Here is a 17,088-nt window from a genome sequence, read left to right on the forward strand (position 1 = left end):
CGACCGTCACCGCTTCCGGGGCGCGGTCGCGGGCGTCGGGCTCCGTACGGTCCGCAGAGAGTCCCTAGCGGGCGTCGCCCAGGAACTTGGCCACCCGGCCGACACCCTCGACGAGGTCGTCGTCGCCGAGCGCGTAGGACAGCCGGAAGTAGCCCGGGGTGCCGAAGGCCTCGCCGGGGACGAGGGCGACCTCGGCCTCCTCGAGGATGATCTCGGCGAGCTCGGCGGAGGTCTGCGGGCGCCTGCCGCCGAAGTCCCTGCCCAGGAGCTCCTTGACCGAGGGGTAGGCGTAGAAGGCGCCCTTCGGCTCGGGGCAGACCACGCCCGGGATCTCGTTGAGCATGCGGACCATGGTCTGGCGCCGGCGGTCGAAGGCCTCCCGCATCCGGGCCACCGCGGACAGGTCGCCGGTGACGGCGGCCAGGGCGGCGGCCTGGGCCACGTTGGAGACGTTGGAGGTGGCGTGCGACTGCAGGTTGGTCGCGGCCTTGACGACGTCCTTCGGGCCGATCAGCCAGCCCACCCGCCAGCCGGTCATCGCGTAGGTCTTGGCGACGCCGTTCAGCACGACCACCTTGTCGCCCAGCTCGGGGACGGCGGTGGCGATGCTGGAGAAGCGCGCGTCGCCGTAGGTGAGGTGCTCGTAGATCTCGTCCGTGACGACCCACAGGTCGTGCCCGGCGGCCCAGCGGCCGATCGCCTCGACCTGCTCCGGGCTGTAGACCGCCCCGGTCGGGTTGGACGGGGAGACGAACAGCAGGGCCTTGGTGCGGTCGGTGCGGGCGGCCTCCAGCTGCTCCACGCTCGCCAGATAGCCGGTGGTCTCGTCGGTCACCACGTCGACCTGGACGCCGCCGGCCAGCTTGATGGCCTCGGGGTAGGTCGTCCAGTACGGCGCGACGACCAGGACCTCGTCGCCCGGGTCGAGGAGCGTGGCGAACGCCTCGTAGACCGCCTGCTTGCCGCCGTTGGTGACGAGCACCTGTGCCGCGTCGACCTGGTAGCCGGAGTCGCGGAGGGTCTTGTCGGCGATGGCCTGCTTGAGCTCGGGCAGGCCCCCGGCGGGCGTGTACTTGTGGAAGCGCGGGTTCCGGCACGCCTCGACGGCGGCCTCGACGATGTAGTCCGGGGTCGGGAAGTCCGGCTCGCCGGCGCCGAAGCCGATGACCGGGCGGCCCGCCGCCTTCATCGCCTTGGCCTTGGCGTCCACGGCGAGCGTGGCGGACTCGGAGATCGCGGATATGCGCGCGGAGATGCGAGGACGGGTCATACCCCCATGGTTACAGACCCGTCGCCCCGGTTCCGTCCGGATCCACCATGTGGACGACGGCGTGGACGGTCACGTGGACGGCGGCGTGGACGGTCGCGGGCCGGTGGCGGGCCGGTGGCGGGGCCCTCCCGCGGGGTCCGGCCGGAGCCGGCGGAGGAGTCCATGACCTGCTCGTTACCCATCCTGTGACCTGCGGGAGAGGATTCCGGTTCGACGCGGCGGCCATTCCTGCGTAGACTCCCGCATGGCCTTGCCGCCTCATGCGTGTTCGGCGGTCAAGTCCGGTGAGCCACGGACAAACTTCGGTTCAACCGAGGTATGGTGGTTCATGTCTTAGGGCACTAGCGCAATTGGTAGCGCACCGGTCTCCAAAACCGGCGGTTGGGGGTTCGAGTCCCTCGTGCCCTGCGAGGAGCGGTCCGCGCATCAGGGCGTCCAGCGCGCCGCGGATATGCGTTGGACACGATGGATTTCAGGTGAGGACTGTGGCGATCGACACGCGCGGCGAAACCGCAGACAAGCCGAGCGGTGAGAAGAAGCCGAAGCGCACTTCTCCCGCCCTCTTCTACCGGCAGATCGTCGCCGAGCTGCGCAAGGTCATTTGGCCCACGCGCAAGGAACTCGTCTCCTACACCGTCATCGTCCTGATCTTCGTTCTGATCCTGGTCGGGATCGTGTCCGGGCTCGATGCTCTGTTCACCGAGGGAGTGCTGAGGATCTTCGGCGGAGCCGACTCCTAGGAGTCCGCGTCCGGCGGGCCGGCCCGCCGCGATCTCAGCCCCTCCGCACGCCCAGTAGCCCATCGACGGAAAGAGAAAGAGCCACCGTGTCCGAGTCTTCACAGTCGGCCGGCGAGTCCCGCGAAGAGTGGGAGGGCGAGCCGGAAGAGACCGTCGACGCCGCGGAGGAGTCGTTCGACGAGTCCGAGGAGACTCGCGGCGAGTCTGGCGAGTCCGGCGAGGCTGACGCCGGGGCGGAAGGCGAGGCCGAGGCCGGGCAGGCCCCCGCCGGCGCCGTCGACGAGGACGGCGACGTCCTTCCCGAGGTCGACCCGGTCGAGGAGTTCAAGCGCCAGCTGCGCGGCCAGTACGGCGAGTGGTACGTCATCCACTCCTACGCCGGCTACGAGAACCGCGTGAAGGCCAACATCGAGACCCGCACGCAGTCCCTCAACATGGAGGACTACATCTTCCAGGTCGAGGTGCCCACGCACCACGTGACCGAGGTGAAGAGCGGCAAGCGCCAGCTCGTCAAGGAGCGTGTGCTGCCCGGCTACGTGCTGGTCCGGATGGAGCTCACCGACGAGTCCTGGTCCGCCGTGCGCAACACGCCCGGCGTGACGGGCTTCGTCGGCCTGTCGAACAAGCCGAGCCCGCTGAGCATCGACGAGGTCGCCAAGCTGCTGGCCCCCGAGCCCAGCGAGGAGGCCAAGAAGACGACCGTCAAGACCACCACGGCCACCGTCGACTTCGAGGTGGGCGAGTCCGTCACCGTCATGGACGGCCCCTTCGCCACGCTGCCCGCGACGGTCAGCGAGATCAGCGTCGAGTCGCAGAAGCTCAAGGTGCTGGTGTCGATCTTCGGTCGCGAGACCCCGGTCGAGCTCTCGTTCAACCAGGTCTCCAAGATCTGAGACGGTCGCGTAGACTTCATCAGTCCGCCCCGTGTCAACGGGGGCGGTCCCACGGTCGCGGAGCCGGTCGAGGTCCGGCTGCCGCGCTCCCCGCGTGCGCGGGGGCCTGGGACATCATGTGAGAAGAGAAGGACCCGGAGAAAACCATGCCTCCCAAGAAGAAGATCGCCGCGTTGGTCAAGGTCCAGCTTCCCGCTGGCCAGGCCACGCCCGCCCCGCCGGTCGGTACCGCCCTCGGTCCGCACGGCGTCAACATCATGGACTTCGTCAAGCAGTACAACGCTGCCACCGAGGCCCAGCGCGGCAACATCATCCCCGTTGAGATCACCATCTTCGAGGACCGCACCTTCACCTTCGTCACGAAGACGCCGCCGGCGCCTGAGCTGATCAAGAAGGCCGCCGGTGTGGCGAAGGGCTCGGCCGTCCCGCAGAAGGACAAGGTCGGCAAGCTGACCAGGGAGCAGCTGCGCCAGATCGCCGAGACCAAGATGCAGGACCTCAACGCCAACGACATCGAGGCGGCCGAGAAGATCATCGCCGGCACCGCCCGCTCGATGGGCATCACGATCGCCGACTGAGGCGTCCACCACAGACTCGACAGCGAGTGGAAGGGCCAGGCGCTGGCCCGTACCACGGACACTCGATCCACAGGAGTGAGCAAGTGAAGCGCAGCAAGGGCCACCGCAACGCAGCGGCCAAGGTCGACCGCGAGAACCTCTACAGCCCGGTCGAGGCCGCCAGGCTGGCCAAGGAGACCAACGTCGCCAAGTTCGACGCGACCGTCGAGGTCGCCCTGCGGCTGGGCGTCGACCCCCGCAAGGCCGACCAGATGGTGCGCGGCACCGTCAACCTCCCGCACGGCACCGGCAAGACCGCCCGGGTCCTGGTCTTCGCGACCGGTGACCGTGCCGAGGAGGCTCGCGCCGCGGGCGCCGACATCGTCGGCGCCGACGAGCTGATCGACGAGGTCGCCAAGGGCCGCCTCGACTTCGACGCGGTCGTCGCCACCCCGGACCTCATGGGCAAGGTCGGCCGCCTGGGCCGCGTCCTCGGCCCGCGTGGTCTGATGCCGAACCCCAAGACCGGCACCGTCACCCCGGCCGTCGGCAAGGCCGTCACCGACATCAAGGGCGGCAAGATCGAGTTCCGTGTCGACCGGCACGCGAACCTGCACTTCATCATCGGCAAGGTGTCGTTCGGCGAGCGTCAGCTCGTCGAGAACTACGCCGCCGCCCTCGACGAGGTGCTCCGTCTCAAGCCGTCGGCGGCCAAGGGCCGCTACCTGAAGAAGATCACCTTCTCCACGTCCATGGGCCCGGGCATCCCGGTCGACCCGAACGTGACGCGGGCGATGACCGCCGAGCTCGACGCCTGATCCGTCGGACGTCTCTCACACCAGGGCCTCAGCCGAATGGCCATTCGGCTGAGGCCCTGGTGTTTTTTCTCGTCCTCACGGACGAAGCAGCACGTCTGCCTGCGACATAGGCTCATGGTCAGGTTCGGGGGAGACGAAGGAGAGTGAGACGGATGCGTCGACTGGTGCCCGCACTGGCGCTGGGAGCGGCCGCGCTGGTCGGGGTGGCGGGATGTTCTGCCGGGCAGGGCACCGCCTCCCTCGGGAACATGAAGCTGGCGGCCGCCGAGGCGGTCCAGGTGAGTGCCCAGAAGGCCGAGGAGGTGACCTCCTACTCCGCCGACCTGGTGGTCGACGCCACCGGGCCCGAGGGGAGGTCCGGCACGGTCCAGGGCAGGGTGGTCTACCAGAGCAGGCCGGAGCCGTCGGCCGACGTCACGCTGGACGTGATCTCCTTCGGCGGGCGGAACGTGCCCGGCGGAGCCCGGGTGATCCTGCTCGGTGACACGGTCTACGCGAAGTCCGAGGCGCTGACCCGGTTCACCGGGGGGAGCAAGCCGTGGACCAGGGCGTCCGCCGCGGACCTGGAGGCGGGGGACCGCGCCGAGGTCGACGAGCTCCTGTCCCGGGTCCAGCAGTTCGACCTGCCCGGCACGGTCAAGCTGCTGACCGCCTCCAAGGACGTCAAGGCGGTCGGCACGGAGACGGTCGGCGGCGTGGAGACCGTCCACTACAGCGGGACCTTCCCGGTGGCGGAGGCCGTTCAGGCTCTCGCGCCCGAGGAGCGTGAGCAGCTCCAGGAGGAGTTCTCGCGGGCGAAGAGCGTGAAGTTCGACCTGTGGGCCGACGCGCAGAGCCTGCCCCGCAAGGTGACGCTGAGCGGCTCCGAGGAGGGCGCGACGTTCACCATGGCGGTGCACTTCGCGGACTTCAACGAGCCCGTCACGATCACGGCGCCGCCCGCCGACCAGGTGGGCGACCTGCCGAAGGACGCGGGCGCGCGGCCGCCGGCGGACTCCGGCGGGAACTGAGCCCGGGCACGGCCCGCGCCCCCGGGGCTGTCCGGCCGGGGCGCGGGCCGTACTCGTCCAGGAGTGTCCGGCCCGCGGACCGGCGTCCTCCGCGAGCGGAGGCGCGGAGCCCGGACGGCTCGCGGGACCGCCCGGCCGGCCTCGGACGGAGGCCGGCCGGGGCCCTGGAAACCCGCCGGACGCCTCGATTTGGCATGTGTCCGCCATGACGCGTAAGCTGTCAACGCCGAAGACCGCCGGTCGTCGCCTGGCCTCATGGCCTGGCGGCCCAAGGATCCACGACAGTGGACGGCCCGCGTAGGTGTGATGTGAGTTTTCATCTGGATTGATTTCCTTATGTGAGCCCCGTGCGCCTATGCCGGGGCTTGTCTGCTTTTCGGGGCCTTTGCCGGCGGCACATCTGGAAGGAGGCCCATGGCGAAGGCGGAAAAGGCGACGGCTGTAGCCGAGCTGAAGAGCAGCTTCGAAGGCTCCAGCGCTGCCGTTCTGACCGAGTACCGCGGTCTCACCGTCGCTCAGCTCAAGCAGCTGCGCGTCTCTCTCGGTGAGAATGCGAAGTTCGCCGTGGTGAAGAACACGCTGACCAAGATCGCGGCCAACCAGGCCGGGATCAACCAGCTCGACGACCTGCTCGCGGGCCCGTCGGCGATCGCGTTCGTCAACGGCGACGTGGTCGAGGCTGCGAAGAGTCTGCGTGACTTCGCCAAGGCCAATCCCCTCCTGGTCATCAAGGGCGGCGTCGTCGACGGTAAGGCGATGACCCCGGCCGAGATCACCAAGCTTGCCGACCTTGAGTCGCGTGAGGTCCTCCTCGCGAAGCTGGCCGGCGCCCTGAAGGCGAAGCAGTCTCAGGCCGCCGCCGTCTTCAACGCGCTGCCCACCAACATGGCTCAGCTGGCCGAGGCTCTGCGCGCCAAGCGCGCCGAGGCGGGCGAGTAGGTCCGCGCAAGCGGTCGCAGGGGATTAGCGCATACGTACCGCGGTCCCAGTCCTTTAGTTTAGTTAGATCCATACGGAGGAAATCATGGCGAAGCTCAGCACCGACGAGCTGCTCGACGCTTTCAAGGAGATGACCCTCCTCGAGCTGTCCGAGTTCGTGAAGCTCTTCGAGGAGACCTTCGACGTCAAGGCCGCCGCCCCGGTCGCCGTCGCCGCCGCTCCGGCCGCCGGTGGTGGCGCCGCCGCCGCCGACGAGGCCGAGGAGCAGGACGAGTTCGAGGTCGTCCTCGAGTCCGCCGGTGACAAGAAGATCCAGGTCATCAAGGAGATCCGCGCCCTGACGAGCCTGGGCCTCAAGGAGGCCAAGGACCTGGTCGACGGCGCTCCGAAGCCGGTCTTCGACGGCAAGGTCAACAAGGAGCAGGCGGAGAAGGCCAAGGCCGCCCTCGAGGCCGCCGGCGCCAGCGTCACCGTCAAGTAGTTCCAGCTTCACCGCGACGAGAGCGGATCCACCCGGTGCCGGTGGGTCCGCTCTCGTCGTGTTCCCGGGCCTCGCGCGCTCCGGGCCGGCCGTGGCGGCGCACGTCACAGGCCGGGGATGTGGCCGGCGCCCCTCGCGCGGAAGACACCGCTGGGCCGTTCCCCCCTTGTTGTTGTACTGATGGTCTGATAACCATGCCGTAACGGTCGGTGGACCGGCCGGCGGACCGGCCGGTCGGGGGTCCGTCGCCGACGTGGGCGAACCGGTCTTCTGGAGGACGGCGCGTGGGCGTGGAAGTCGTGGTCGAGGGCCTGACGAAGTCGTTCGGCAGGCAGGTGATCTGGGAGGACGTCACGCTGACGCTCCCGGCCGGTGAGATCTCGGTGCTGCTCGGCCCGTCCGGCACCGGCAAGTCCGTCTTCCTCAAGAGCCTGGTGGGTCTCCTGCGGCCCGAGCGCGGCCACATCTGGATCGACGGGCACGACCTGGCCAACTGCAGCGAGGGCAAGCTGTACGAGCTCCGCAGGCTGTTCGGCGTGCTCTTCCAGGACGGGGCGCTGTTCGGCTCGCTCAACCTCTACGACAACATCGCCTTCCCGCTGCGCGAGCACACCAAGAAGAGCGAGACCGAGATCCGGCGCATCGTCATGGAGAAGATGGAGCTCGTCGGCCTCGTCGGCGCGGAGGGGAAGCTGCCCGGGGAGATCTCCGGCGGCATGCGCAAACGCGCGGGGCTGGCCCGCGCGCTGGTCCTCGACCCCGAGATCATCCTGTTCGACGAGCCCGACTCCGGCCTGGACCCGGTCCGTACGGCCTACCTCAACCAGCTCATCGTGGACCTGAACGCGGAGACCGAGGCGACCTTCCTCATCGTCACGCACGACATCAACACGGCCCGGACGGTCCCCGACAGCATCGGCCTGCTGTTCCGGCGGGAGCTGGTGATGTTCGGCCCGCGGGAGATGCTGCTCTCCAGTGACGAGCCGGTGGTACGGCAGTTCCTCAACGCCCGCCGGCACGGCCCGATCGGCATGTCGGAGGAGAAGGACGTCTCCGAGCTGGAGGCCGAGGCGCAGATGGGGCACGACCCGGGCAGGTTGCCCCCGATCCCGCCGCAGCTCATGCCGGGCGGGAACCGCATCCGCCGGACGCAGCGCCCGCCGGGCGCGTGGCTGGCGGCCAACGGCGTCATCCCGCCGCCGAACTCGTTCGTGGACGAGCGGGGCCGCAACTGGCTCGAGGAGTACCCCCGGCTGGTCGCCGCCCACGTCAACGGCGTGCGGTGACGCCCTCCGCGGGAGACGCGGAGAAGGTCCCTGAAGCGGCGGTCGCGGATCCATCCGGCGGGTTATGATCCGGCGACCGGAGGCTTCCGCGCCCGGTACGGCGGGCCCCGTCCGTACGGCCGGCCCGGACGCCGCCGGCCCACCGTCCGGCGCGCGACGGGAGAGGACGCATGGCAGTGGAGGCTGACCGGCCCCCTCGGTGGCCGAGGATCGCGGTGTCCGTGCTCGGTGCGCTGATCGTGCTGCTGCTCGCGGCGGCCGTCTGGATCGGCGGGCGGCTCCGCGAAGCCCAGGCGGCGGCCGACGACCGCCAGGCGGCGCTGCGGGCCGCGGGAACGCACGCGGTCAACCTGCTCTCGGTCGGTCACCGGACCGTCGACGCCGACATCAGGCGCATCCTGGACACCTCCACCGGACAGGCGAGGGCCGAGTACTCCAGGAACGCGGCGGCGCTGCGGGAGACGACGACCAAGGACAAGGTCGTCCAGACCGGGGCCCTGCGCGCGGTGGGGCTGGTCTCGCTGGGGGAGGGGACGGCCAGGGTGCTGGTGGTCGGGGACGCGGTGGTCGAGTGGGAGGGCGGTGAGAACGCTCCGCAGGAGAGGTTCTACCGGTGGAGCATGGAGGTCACCCGGACCGGCGGGAAGTGGCTCGTGTCGAAGGCGGAGATGGTCCCGTGAGGCGGGTCTGGCTGCCGACCGCCGGGGTGATGGGCGCCGTGGCGCTGGCCCTCGCGGTGGCGGTCGGCGTCATGCTCGCCGACCTGGGGCGGCTGCAGGCGGCGGAGGCGGCGGGGCGGGAGGCGCTCGCCGCGGCCCGGTCCGTGGCGTCCGACATGTTGTCGTACGACTATCGTACGATCGAGCAGGATCTCGCGCGGGCCGCGGGATACGCCACCGGAGAGCTCACCGGGCACTACAGGCGGTTGTCGGCCACGCTGGCCCCCGCGGCCCGGCGGCAGCAGGCGGTGCAGTCCGCGACGGTCGCGGGGGCGGCGGTGGAGTCGGCGGGACCGGACCGGGCCGAGGTGCTGCTGCTGGTGAACATGAGCGTCGCGAAGATCCCGGCGGGGGAGAAGGCGCCCCGGCGGCAGGTCAGTCAGAGCCGGGCGCGGTTCGTGATGGTGAACAAGGACGGCCGCTGGCTGGTCGCGGAGCTCTCCACACTTCTCGGAGCCCCTCCGTCGCCGTGACCGCTCGGATGATCTTCCCGCTCAGGCAGGGCGCGTTAGCTAATTGTTAGCAAATCCTGTGTTTAAGAAATGTGTGGCCGCGGGTACATGGATCACGGCAGTGTCGATCGTCGGTCGGTTATCGTCCGGCGTTGGAGCCATCGGGCTTCGGGGCGTTAGCCTCTCCGGAGCGTGGGCATCGTCTGGAGGCGGCGGTGCACACGGTCCGGTGAGGGAAGAAGTCCCAGCGTTCCGGCCGGTTTCCGGTTGGAATGTCGGTCCTTGGGCTTGACGTTTCGGCTTCGACGGGCGATGCTGCGACCAACGTGGAGCGTGCAGCGAGAGTGAAGTGGACAGGTGTATGCCGTTCGGCTACACTGCCCCTTTGCGCTGCCCTTTGACGACCCGCTTCTTTTGGTGCTCCGAGCATGGTCGTCTGGCGTGCGTGTAGTCAGTCCGCCGCGAGCCCTCGGAAGGACATCTGTTGGCAGCCTCGCGCAACGCCTCCGCCGTACCCGCCGGTCCCCGTCGTGTGTCTTTCGCACGGATCCAGGAGCCGCTCGAAGTTCCCGACCTTCTCGCTCTGCAGACCGAGTCCTTCGACTGGCTGCTCGGCAACGAGAAGTGGAAGGCGCGGGTCGAGGCGGCTCGCCAGGCCGGGCGCAAGGACGTTCCGGCCCAGTCGGGTCTCGAAGAGATCTTCGAGGAGATCAGTCCCATCGAGGACTTCTCCGGGACCATGTCCCTGTCGTTCCGGGACCATCGGTTCGAGCCGCCGAAGTACTCAGTCGATGAGTGCAAAGACAAGGACATGACCTACTCCGCCCCGATGTTCGTCACGGCGGAGTTCATCAATAACACCACCGGTGAGATCAAGAGCCAGACGGTCTTCATGGGCGACTTCCCGCTCATGACCGCCAAGGGCACCTTCATCATCAACGGCACCGAGCGTGTCGTGGTCTCCCAGCTGGTCCGGTCCCCGGGCGTCTACTTCGATCGCAGCATCGACAAGACCTCGGACAAGGACCTCTACGGCTGCAAGGTGATCCCCTCCCGGGGCGCCTGGCTCGAGTTCGAGATCGACAAGCGCGACAGCGTCGGCGTCCGCATCGACCGCAAGCGCAAGCAGGCCGTCACGGTCCTGCTCAAGGCTCTCGGCTGGACGAACGAGCAGATCCTGGAGCGTTTCGGCCAGTACGAGTCGATGCGGGCGACCCTGGAGAAGGACCACACGGCCGGCCAGGACGACGCCCTGCTGGACATCTACCGCAAGCTGCGCCCGGGCGAGCCCCCGACCAAGGAGTCGGCGCAGACCCTGCTGGAGAACCTCTACTTCAACCCCAAGCGCTACGACCTCGCCAAGGTCGGCCGCTACAAGATCAACAAGAAGCTCGGGGTCGACGCCGAGATCACGCAGGGCACGCTGACCGAAGAGGACATCGTCGCCACCATCGAGTACCTCGTGAAGCTGCACGCGGGCGAGACCTCGATGAACGGCGCCGGTGACCGCGAGATCGTCGTCGAGACCGACGACATCGACCACTTCGGCAACCGCCGCCTGCGCACGGTCGGCGAGCTCATCCAGAACCAGGTCCGCCTGGGCCTGGCCCGCATGGAGCGCGTCGTCCGCGAGCGGATGACCACCCAGGACGTCGAGGCGATCACGCCGCAGACCCTGATCAACATCCGCCCCGTCGTGGCGTCGATCAAGGAGTTCTTCGGCACCTCCCAGCTGTCGCAGTTCATGGACCAGACCAACCCCCTGGCCGGGCTGACGCACAAGCGCCGCCTGTCCGCGCTGGGCCCCGGCGGTCTGTCCCGTGAGCGCGCGGGCTTCGAGGTCCGTGACGTGCACCCCTCGCACTACGGCCGCATGTGCCCGATCGAGACGCCGGAAGGCCCGAACATCGGTCTGATCGGCTCGCTGGCCTCCTTCGGCCGGGTCAACTCCTTCGGCTTCGTGGAGACGCCGTACCGGAAGGTCGTCGATGGCCGGGTCACCGACCAGGTCGACTACCTCACCGCGGACGAGGAGGACCGGTACGTCATCGCGCAGGCGAACACGCCGATCAGCGCCGACGGCACCTTCCTCGCCGACCGGGTGCTCGTCCGCCGTAAGGGCGGCGAGTTCGAGTCCGTGCGGGCCAACGAGGTCGACTACATGGACGTCTCGGCGCGCCAGATGGTGTCCGTCGCGACCGCCATGATCCCCTTCCTCGAGCACGACGACGCCAACCGCGCGCTCATGGGCTCCAACATGCAGCGCCAGTCGGTGCCGCTGCTCAAGAGCGAGGCGCCGCTGGTCGGCACCGGCATGGAGTACCGCGCCGCCACCGACGCCGGTGACGTCATCACGGCCGAGAAGGCCGGCGTGGTGGAGGAGGTCTCGGCCGACTACGTCACGGTCATGAACGACGACGGCACCCGGACCACCTACCGGGTCGCCAAGTTCAAGCGCTCCAACCAGGGCACCTGCTTCAACCAGAAGCCGATCGTCGCCGAGGGCGACCGGATCGAGGTCAACCAGGTCGTCGCCGACGGCCCCTGCACCGACAACGGCGAGATGGCGCTCGGCAAGAACCTCCTCGTGGCGTTCATGCCGTGGGAGGGCCACAACTACGAAGACGCGATCATCCTGTCCCAGCGGCTGGTCCAGGACGACGTCCTCTCCTCGATCCACATCGAGGAGCACGAGGTCGACGCCCGCGACACCAAGCTGGGCCCGGAGGAGATCACCCGGGACATCCCGAACGTCTCCGAGGAGGTCCTGGCCGACCTCGACGAGCGCGGCATCATCCGCATCGGCGCCGAGGTCGTCCCCGGCGACATCCTCGTCGGCAAGGTCACCCCCAAGGGCGAGACCGAGCTGACCCCCGAGGAGCGGCTGCTCCGCGCGATCTTCGGCGAGAAGGCCCGCGAGGTCCGCGACACCTCGCTGAAGGTGCCCCACGGCGAGCAGGGCAAGGTCATCGGCGTCCGCGTGTTCAGCCGCGAGGAGGGCGACGAGCTTCCCCCGGGCGTGAACGAGCTGGTCCGCGTCTACGTGGCCCAGAAGCGCAAGATCACCGACGGTGACAAGCTCGCCGGCCGCCACGGCAACAAGGGCGTCATCTCCAAGATCCTTCCGGTCGAGGACATGCCGTTCCTGGAGGACGGCACCCCGGTCGACATCATCCTCAACCCGCTGGGCGTGCCCGGCCGTATGAACGTCGGCCAGGTCCTGGAGACGCACCTCGGGTGGATCGCCGCCAGAGGATGGGACATCTCCGGCATCGAGGAGGCGTGGGCCGAGCGGCTGCGCGACAAGGGCTTCGGCCAGGTCGAGCCGCGCACCAACGTCGCCACCCCGGTCTTCGACGGCGCCAGCGAGGAGGAGATCATCGGTCTCCTCGACAGCACCCTGATGACCAGGGACGGCCAGCGGATGGTCGGTCCGAACGGCAAGGCCCAGCTCTTCGACGGCCGCTCCGGTGAGCCGTTCCCGCACCCGATCTCGGTCGGCTACATCTACATCCTGAAGCTGCTCCACCTGGTCGACGACAAGATCCACGCACGTTCGACCGGCCCCTACTCCATGATCACGCAGCAGCCGCTGGGCGGTAAGGCCCAGTTCGGCGGCCAGCGGTTCGGTGAGATGGAGGTGTGGGCGCTGGAGGCGTACGGCGCCGCCTACGCCCTCCAGGAGCTGCTGACGATCAAGTCCGACGACGTCCTCGGCCGCGTGAAGGTCTACGAGGCCATCGTCAAGGGCGAGAACATCCCCGAGCCGGGCATTCCCGAGTCGTTCAAGGTCCTCATCAAGGAAATGCAGTCGCTGTGCCTGAACGTCGAGGTGCTCTCCAGCGACGGCATGTCCATCGAGATGAGGGACACCGACGAGGACGTCTTCCGCGCGGCGGAGGAGCTCGGCATCGACCTGTCCCGGCGCGAGCCGAGCAGCGTCGAAGAGGTCTGATCTAGAAGCTGAGGAGGGGAATACAAGTGCTGGACGTCAACTTCTTCGACGAGCTTCGGATCGGCCTCGCGACCGCTGACGATATCCGCCAGTGGTCGCACGGCGAGGTCAAGAAGCCCGAGACGATCAACTACCGGACCCTCAAGCCGGAGAAGGACGGGCTCTTCTGCGAGAAGATCTTCGGTCCGACCCGGGACTGGGAGTGCTACTGCGGTAAGTACAAGCGCGTCCGTTTCAAGGGCATCATCTGTGAGCGCTGCGGCGTCGAGGTGACCCGCGCCAAGGTGCGCCGTGAGCGGATGGGCCACATCGAGCTGGCCGCGCCCGTCACGCACATCTGGTACTTCAAGGGTGTCCCGTCCCGTCTGGGATACCTGCTCGACCTGGCCCCGAAGGACCTGGAGAAGGTCATCTACTTCGCGGCCTACATGATCACGCACGTCGACAAGGACCTGCGTGAGCGTGACCTGCCGTCGCTCGAGGCGAAGATCTCCGTCGAGCGCCAGCACATCGAGCAGCGCCGGGACGCCGACATCGAGGCCCGGCAGAAGAAGCTCGAGGCCGACCTGGCCGAGCTGGAGGCCGCCGGCGCCAAGGGCGACCAGCGCCGCAAGGTCCGCGAGGGCGCCGAGCGCGAGATGCGCCAGCTCCGCGACCGGGCCCAGCGCGAGCTGGACCGGCTGGACGAGGTCTGGAGCCGGTTCAAGAACCTCAAGGTCCAGGACCTGGAGGGTGACGAGCTGCTCTACCGCGAGATGCGCGACCGCTTCGGCCGCTACTTCCGCGGCGGCATGGGCGCCCAGGCCATCCAGGAGCGGCTGTCCAACTTCGACCTCGAGGCCGAGGCGGAGAACCTGCGCGAGACGATCCGCAGCGGCAAGGGCCAGAAGAAGGCCCGCGCGCTCAAGCGGCTCAAGGTCGTCTCCGCGTTCCTGAACACCCGCAACTCGCCCAACGGCATGGTCCTCGACTGCATCCCGGTCATCCCGCCGGACCTGCGCCCCATGGTGCAGCTCGACGGTGGCCGGTTCGCGACCTCGGACCTGAACGACCTGTACCGCCGGGTGATCAACCGGAACAACCGCCTCAAGCGTCTGCTCGACCTCGGCGCCCCCGAGATCATCGTGAACAACGAGAAGCGGATGCTCCAGGAGGCCGTCGACGCGCTGTTCGACAACGGCCGCCGCGGCCGTCCGGTCACCGGCCCCGGCAACCGCCCGCTGAAGTCCCTCAGCGACATGCTCAAGGGCAAGCAGGGCCGCTTCCGCCAGAACCTCCTGGGCAAGCGTGTCGACTACTCCGGCCGTTCGGTCATCGTCGTCGGCCCGCAGCTGAAGCTGCACCAGTGCGGTCTGCCCAAGCAGATGGCGCTGGAGCTGTTCAAGCCGTTCGTGATGAAGCGCCTGGTCGACCTGAACCACGCGCAGAACATCAAGTCGGCCAAGCGCATGGTGGAGCGTGCCCGCCCGGTCGTGTGGGACGTCCTCGAAGAGGTCATCACCGAGCACCCGGTGCTGCTCAACCGCGCGCCCACCCTGCACCGCCTGGGCATCCAGGCCTTCGAGCCGCAGCTGGTCGAGGGCAAGGCCATCCAGATCCACCCGCTCGTCTGCACCGCGTTCAACGCGGACTTCGACGGTGACCAGATGGCCGTGCACCTGCCGCTGTCGGCCGAGGCGCAGGCCGAGGCCCGCATCCTGATGCTGTCCACCAACAACATCCTCAAGCCGGCCGACGGCAAGCCGGTGACCATGCCCACCCAGGACATGGTGATCGGTCTGTACTCCCTGACCACGGCCAAGGAGGACGACGAGAACGCCGCCGGCGCGGGCCGGATCTTCGGATCGGTGTCGGAGGCCCTGATGGCCTTCGACCGGCGCGAGCTGGACATCCAGGCCAAGATCCAGGTGCGGGTGAAGGGCGACGTCCCGCCGCCCCGCGACTGGTCGGCCCCCGAGGGCTGGGAGCCGGGCGAGCCGTACCGGCTGGAGACCACGCTGGGCCGGTGCCTGTTCAACCAGACGCTCCCGGCGAACTACCCCTTCGTCAACTTCCAGGTCGGCAAGAAGCAGCTGTCGGCCATCGTCAACGAGCTGGCGGAGACCTACCCGAAGGTCGAGGTCGCGGCCGCGCTGGACGCGCTCAAGGACGCGGGCTTCTACTGGGCCACGCGGGCCGGGGTGACGATCTCGATCGAGGACGTCGTCGCGCCGCCGAACAAGGCCGACATCATGGAGTCGTACGAGCGCCGGGCCGACAAGGTCCAGCGCGAGTACGAGCGCGGTCTCATCACGGACGAGGAGCGCCGCCAGGAGCTCATCGAGATCTGGACGCACGCGACCAGTGACGTGACCGATGACATGCAGAAGGCCTTCCCGAAGAACAACCCGGTCTGGATGATGGTCCAGTCGGGCGCCCGAGGAAACCTGATGCAGGTCCGTCAGATCGCCGGCATCCGCGGTCTGGTCTCCAACACCAAGGGTGAGACGATCCCGCGTCCGATCAAGGCATCCTTCCGTGAGGGCCTGTCGGTGCTGGAGTACTTCATCTCCACCCACGGACAGCGGAAGGGTCTGGCCGACACCGCGCTGCGGACCGCCGACTCGGGTTACCTGACCCGTCGTCTGGTGGACGTCGCGCAGGACGTCATCATCCGCGAGATCGACTGCGGCACGGACCGCGCGGTCCCGCTGCACGTCGGCGAGCGCGACGCCCAGGGCAACCTCGTCAAGGCGGAGAACGCCGAGAGCAACGTGCACGGCCGCATCCTGGCCGAGGACGTCGTGGTGGACGGCAAGGTCGTCGCGGCCGCCGGCGTCGACATCAACGACAACCACGTGACCGCGCTGGTCGAGGCGGGGGTGGAGACCGTCCGGACCCGCAGCGCCCTGGTCTGCGAGGCCAAGATCGGTGTCTGCGCCATGTGCTACGGCCGTTCGCTCGCGACCGGCAAGCTCGTGGACGTCGGCGAGGCGGTCGGCATCATCGCCGCCCAGTCGATCGGTGAGCCCGGTACCCAGCTGACGATGCGTACCTTCCACACCGGTGGTGTGGCGGGTGCCGACATCACCCACGGTCTGCCCCGTGTCCAGGAGCTCTTCGAGGCGCGCATCCCCAAGGGTGTCGCCCCGATCAGCGAGGCCGAGGGCCGGGTCCGCATCGACGAGACCGACAAGACCCGGAAGATCGTGATCGTGCCGGACGACGGGTCCGACGAGATCGCGTACCCGGTCTCGATGCGCTCGCGCATGCTGGTCTCCGACGGGGACCGGGTGAAGGTCGGCCAGCAGCTGATCGCCGGTGCCGTCAACCCCAACGAGGTGCTGCGCATCCTCGGCCCGCGGGCCGTGCAGCTGCACCTGGTGGCCGAGGTCCAGCAGGTCTACCGGTCGCAGGGTGTGTCGATCCACGACAAGCACATCGAGATCATCGTCCGGCAGATGCTCAAGCGCGTGAACGTGCTCGAGTCCGGCGACACCGACATGCTGCCCGGTGAGCTCGTGGAGCGGCCGCGCTTCGAGCGGCTCAACCGCGAGTGCGTGGCGGAAAGCGGCACGCCTGCCGCGGGCCGTCCGGTCCTCATGGGCATCACCAAGGCCTCGCTCGCCACCGAGTCCTGGCTGTCGGCGGCGTCCTTCCAGGAGACGACCCGGGTGCTCACCGACGCGGCGATCCACGCCAAGTCGGACTCGCTGCTCGGTCTCAAGGAGAACGTCATCATCGGAAAGCTCATCCCGGCCGGTACCGGCATGCCGCAGTACCGCAACATCCGGGTGGAGCCGACCGAGGAGGCCAAGGCCGCGATGTACACCGTCGGCGGCTACGACGGCTCGGCGGCGGACTACACCTTCGGCTCGGGCTCCGGCGAGGCCGTGCCGCTGGAGGAGTACGACTTCGGTCAGTACAACCGCTGACCGGAGCCGGTCCGGCCTCACCGCCGGCGCGTCCTGACACGGCGCCCGGGTCCC

At 68.6% G+C, this 17,088-nt stretch carries 13 protein-coding genes and 1 tRNA gene; 13 read left to right on the forward strand and 1 reads right to left on the reverse strand.

All coding sequences use genetic code 11. From position 1 onward, the window contains the following. Nucleotides 1-64: 64 nt before the first annotated feature. On the reverse strand, nt 65-1,270 hold the full coding sequence (locus ACFOWE_RS05275; protein ID WP_377285783.1) for a pyridoxal phosphate-dependent aminotransferase: 1,206 nt from the start codon (nt 1,268-1,270) through the stop codon (nt 65-67). A gap of 335 nt (nt 1,271-1,605) precedes the next feature. Between ACFOWE_RS05275 and ACFOWE_RS05280 the strand changes: the two genes are divergently transcribed. The 13 genes from ACFOWE_RS05280 (at nt 1,606) to ACFOWE_RS05340 (ending at nt 17,034) form a co-directional block, all read left to right on the forward strand. Further along, nucleotides 1,606-1,678 (forward strand) — tRNA-Trp (locus ACFOWE_RS05280). A 77-nt stretch (nt 1,679-1,755) separates the two neighbouring features. Next, entirely contained in the window at nt 1,756-2,010 is a 255-nt protein-coding gene (gene secE, locus ACFOWE_RS05285) for a preprotein translocase subunit SecE (protein ID WP_377285784.1), read from the forward strand. 86 nt (nt 2,011-2,096) lie between these two features. Further along, nucleotides 2,097-2,903 (forward strand): transcription termination/antitermination protein NusG, encoded by an 807-nt coding sequence (gene nusG / locus ACFOWE_RS05290; RefSeq protein WP_377285785.1) that lies wholly within the window; start codon nt 2,097-2,099, stop codon nt 2,901-2,903. 146 nt (nt 2,904-3,049) lie between these two features. After that, nucleotides 3,050-3,481 carry a 50S ribosomal protein L11 gene (gene rplK / locus ACFOWE_RS05295; protein WP_377285787.1) on the forward strand — a complete coding sequence of 144 codons (432 nt, stop codon included), beginning with the start codon at nt 3,050-3,052 and terminating at the stop codon, nt 3,479-3,481. 83 nt (nt 3,482-3,564) lie between these two features. Then, nucleotides 3,565-4,278, forward strand: a complete 714-nt coding sequence (gene rplA / locus ACFOWE_RS05300; protein ID WP_377285789.1) for a 50S ribosomal protein L1 — start codon at nt 3,565-3,567, stop codon at nt 4,276-4,278. Between the two features lie 152 nt (nt 4,279-4,430). Further along, entirely contained in the window at nt 4,431-5,288 is an 858-nt protein-coding gene (locus ACFOWE_RS05305; protein WP_377285790.1) for an LppX_LprAFG lipoprotein, read from the forward strand. A gap of 414 nt (nt 5,289-5,702) precedes the next feature. Then, nucleotides 5,703-6,227 carry a 50S ribosomal protein L10 gene (gene rplJ, locus ACFOWE_RS05310; RefSeq protein ID WP_377285791.1) on the forward strand — a complete coding sequence of 175 codons (525 nt, stop codon included), beginning with the start codon at nt 5,703-5,705 and terminating at the stop codon, nt 6,225-6,227. A gap of 85 nt (nt 6,228-6,312) precedes the next feature. Next, nucleotides 6,313-6,708: a 50S ribosomal protein L7/L12 gene (gene rplL / locus ACFOWE_RS05315; RefSeq protein ID WP_377285792.1), complete on the forward strand. Its 396-nt coding sequence runs from the start codon at nt 6,313-6,315 to the stop codon at nt 6,706-6,708. Nucleotides 6,709-6,992: 284 nt separating this feature from the next. Beyond that, nucleotides 6,993-7,994: an ABC transporter ATP-binding protein gene (locus ACFOWE_RS05320; protein ID WP_377285794.1), complete on the forward strand. Its 1,002-nt coding sequence runs from the start codon at nt 6,993-6,995 to the stop codon at nt 7,992-7,994. Nucleotides 7,995-8,209: 215 nt separating this feature from the next. Beyond that, on the forward strand, nt 8,210-8,674 hold the full coding sequence (locus tag ACFOWE_RS05325; RefSeq protein ID WP_377285795.1) for a hypothetical protein: 465 nt from the start codon (nt 8,210-8,212) through the stop codon (nt 8,672-8,674). Continuing rightward, nucleotides 8,671-9,186: a hypothetical protein gene (locus ACFOWE_RS05330; protein ID WP_377285796.1), complete on the forward strand. Its 516-nt coding sequence runs from the start codon at nt 8,671-8,673 to the stop codon at nt 9,184-9,186. The genes ACFOWE_RS05325 and ACFOWE_RS05330 overlap by 4 nt, the downstream gene beginning before the upstream one ends. Nucleotides 9,187-9,649: 463 nt before the next feature. Then, a complete protein-coding gene (rpoB, locus tag ACFOWE_RS05335; protein WP_377285797.1) occupies nt 9,650-13,120 on the forward strand; it encodes a DNA-directed RNA polymerase subunit beta in 3,471 nt (1,156 codons plus the stop codon). A 26-nt stretch (nt 13,121-13,146) separates the two neighbouring features. Next, nucleotides 13,147-17,034 (forward strand): DNA-directed RNA polymerase subunit beta', encoded by a 3,888-nt coding sequence (locus tag ACFOWE_RS05340; protein ID WP_377285798.1) that lies wholly within the window; start codon nt 13,147-13,149, stop codon nt 17,032-17,034. Nucleotides 17,035-17,088: the final 54 nt, after the last annotated feature.

The organism is Planomonospora corallina (genome assembly GCF_042650625.1).
Taxonomy (GTDB): Bacteria; Actinomycetota; Actinomycetes; order Streptosporangiales; family Streptosporangiaceae; genus Planomonospora_B; species Planomonospora_B corallina.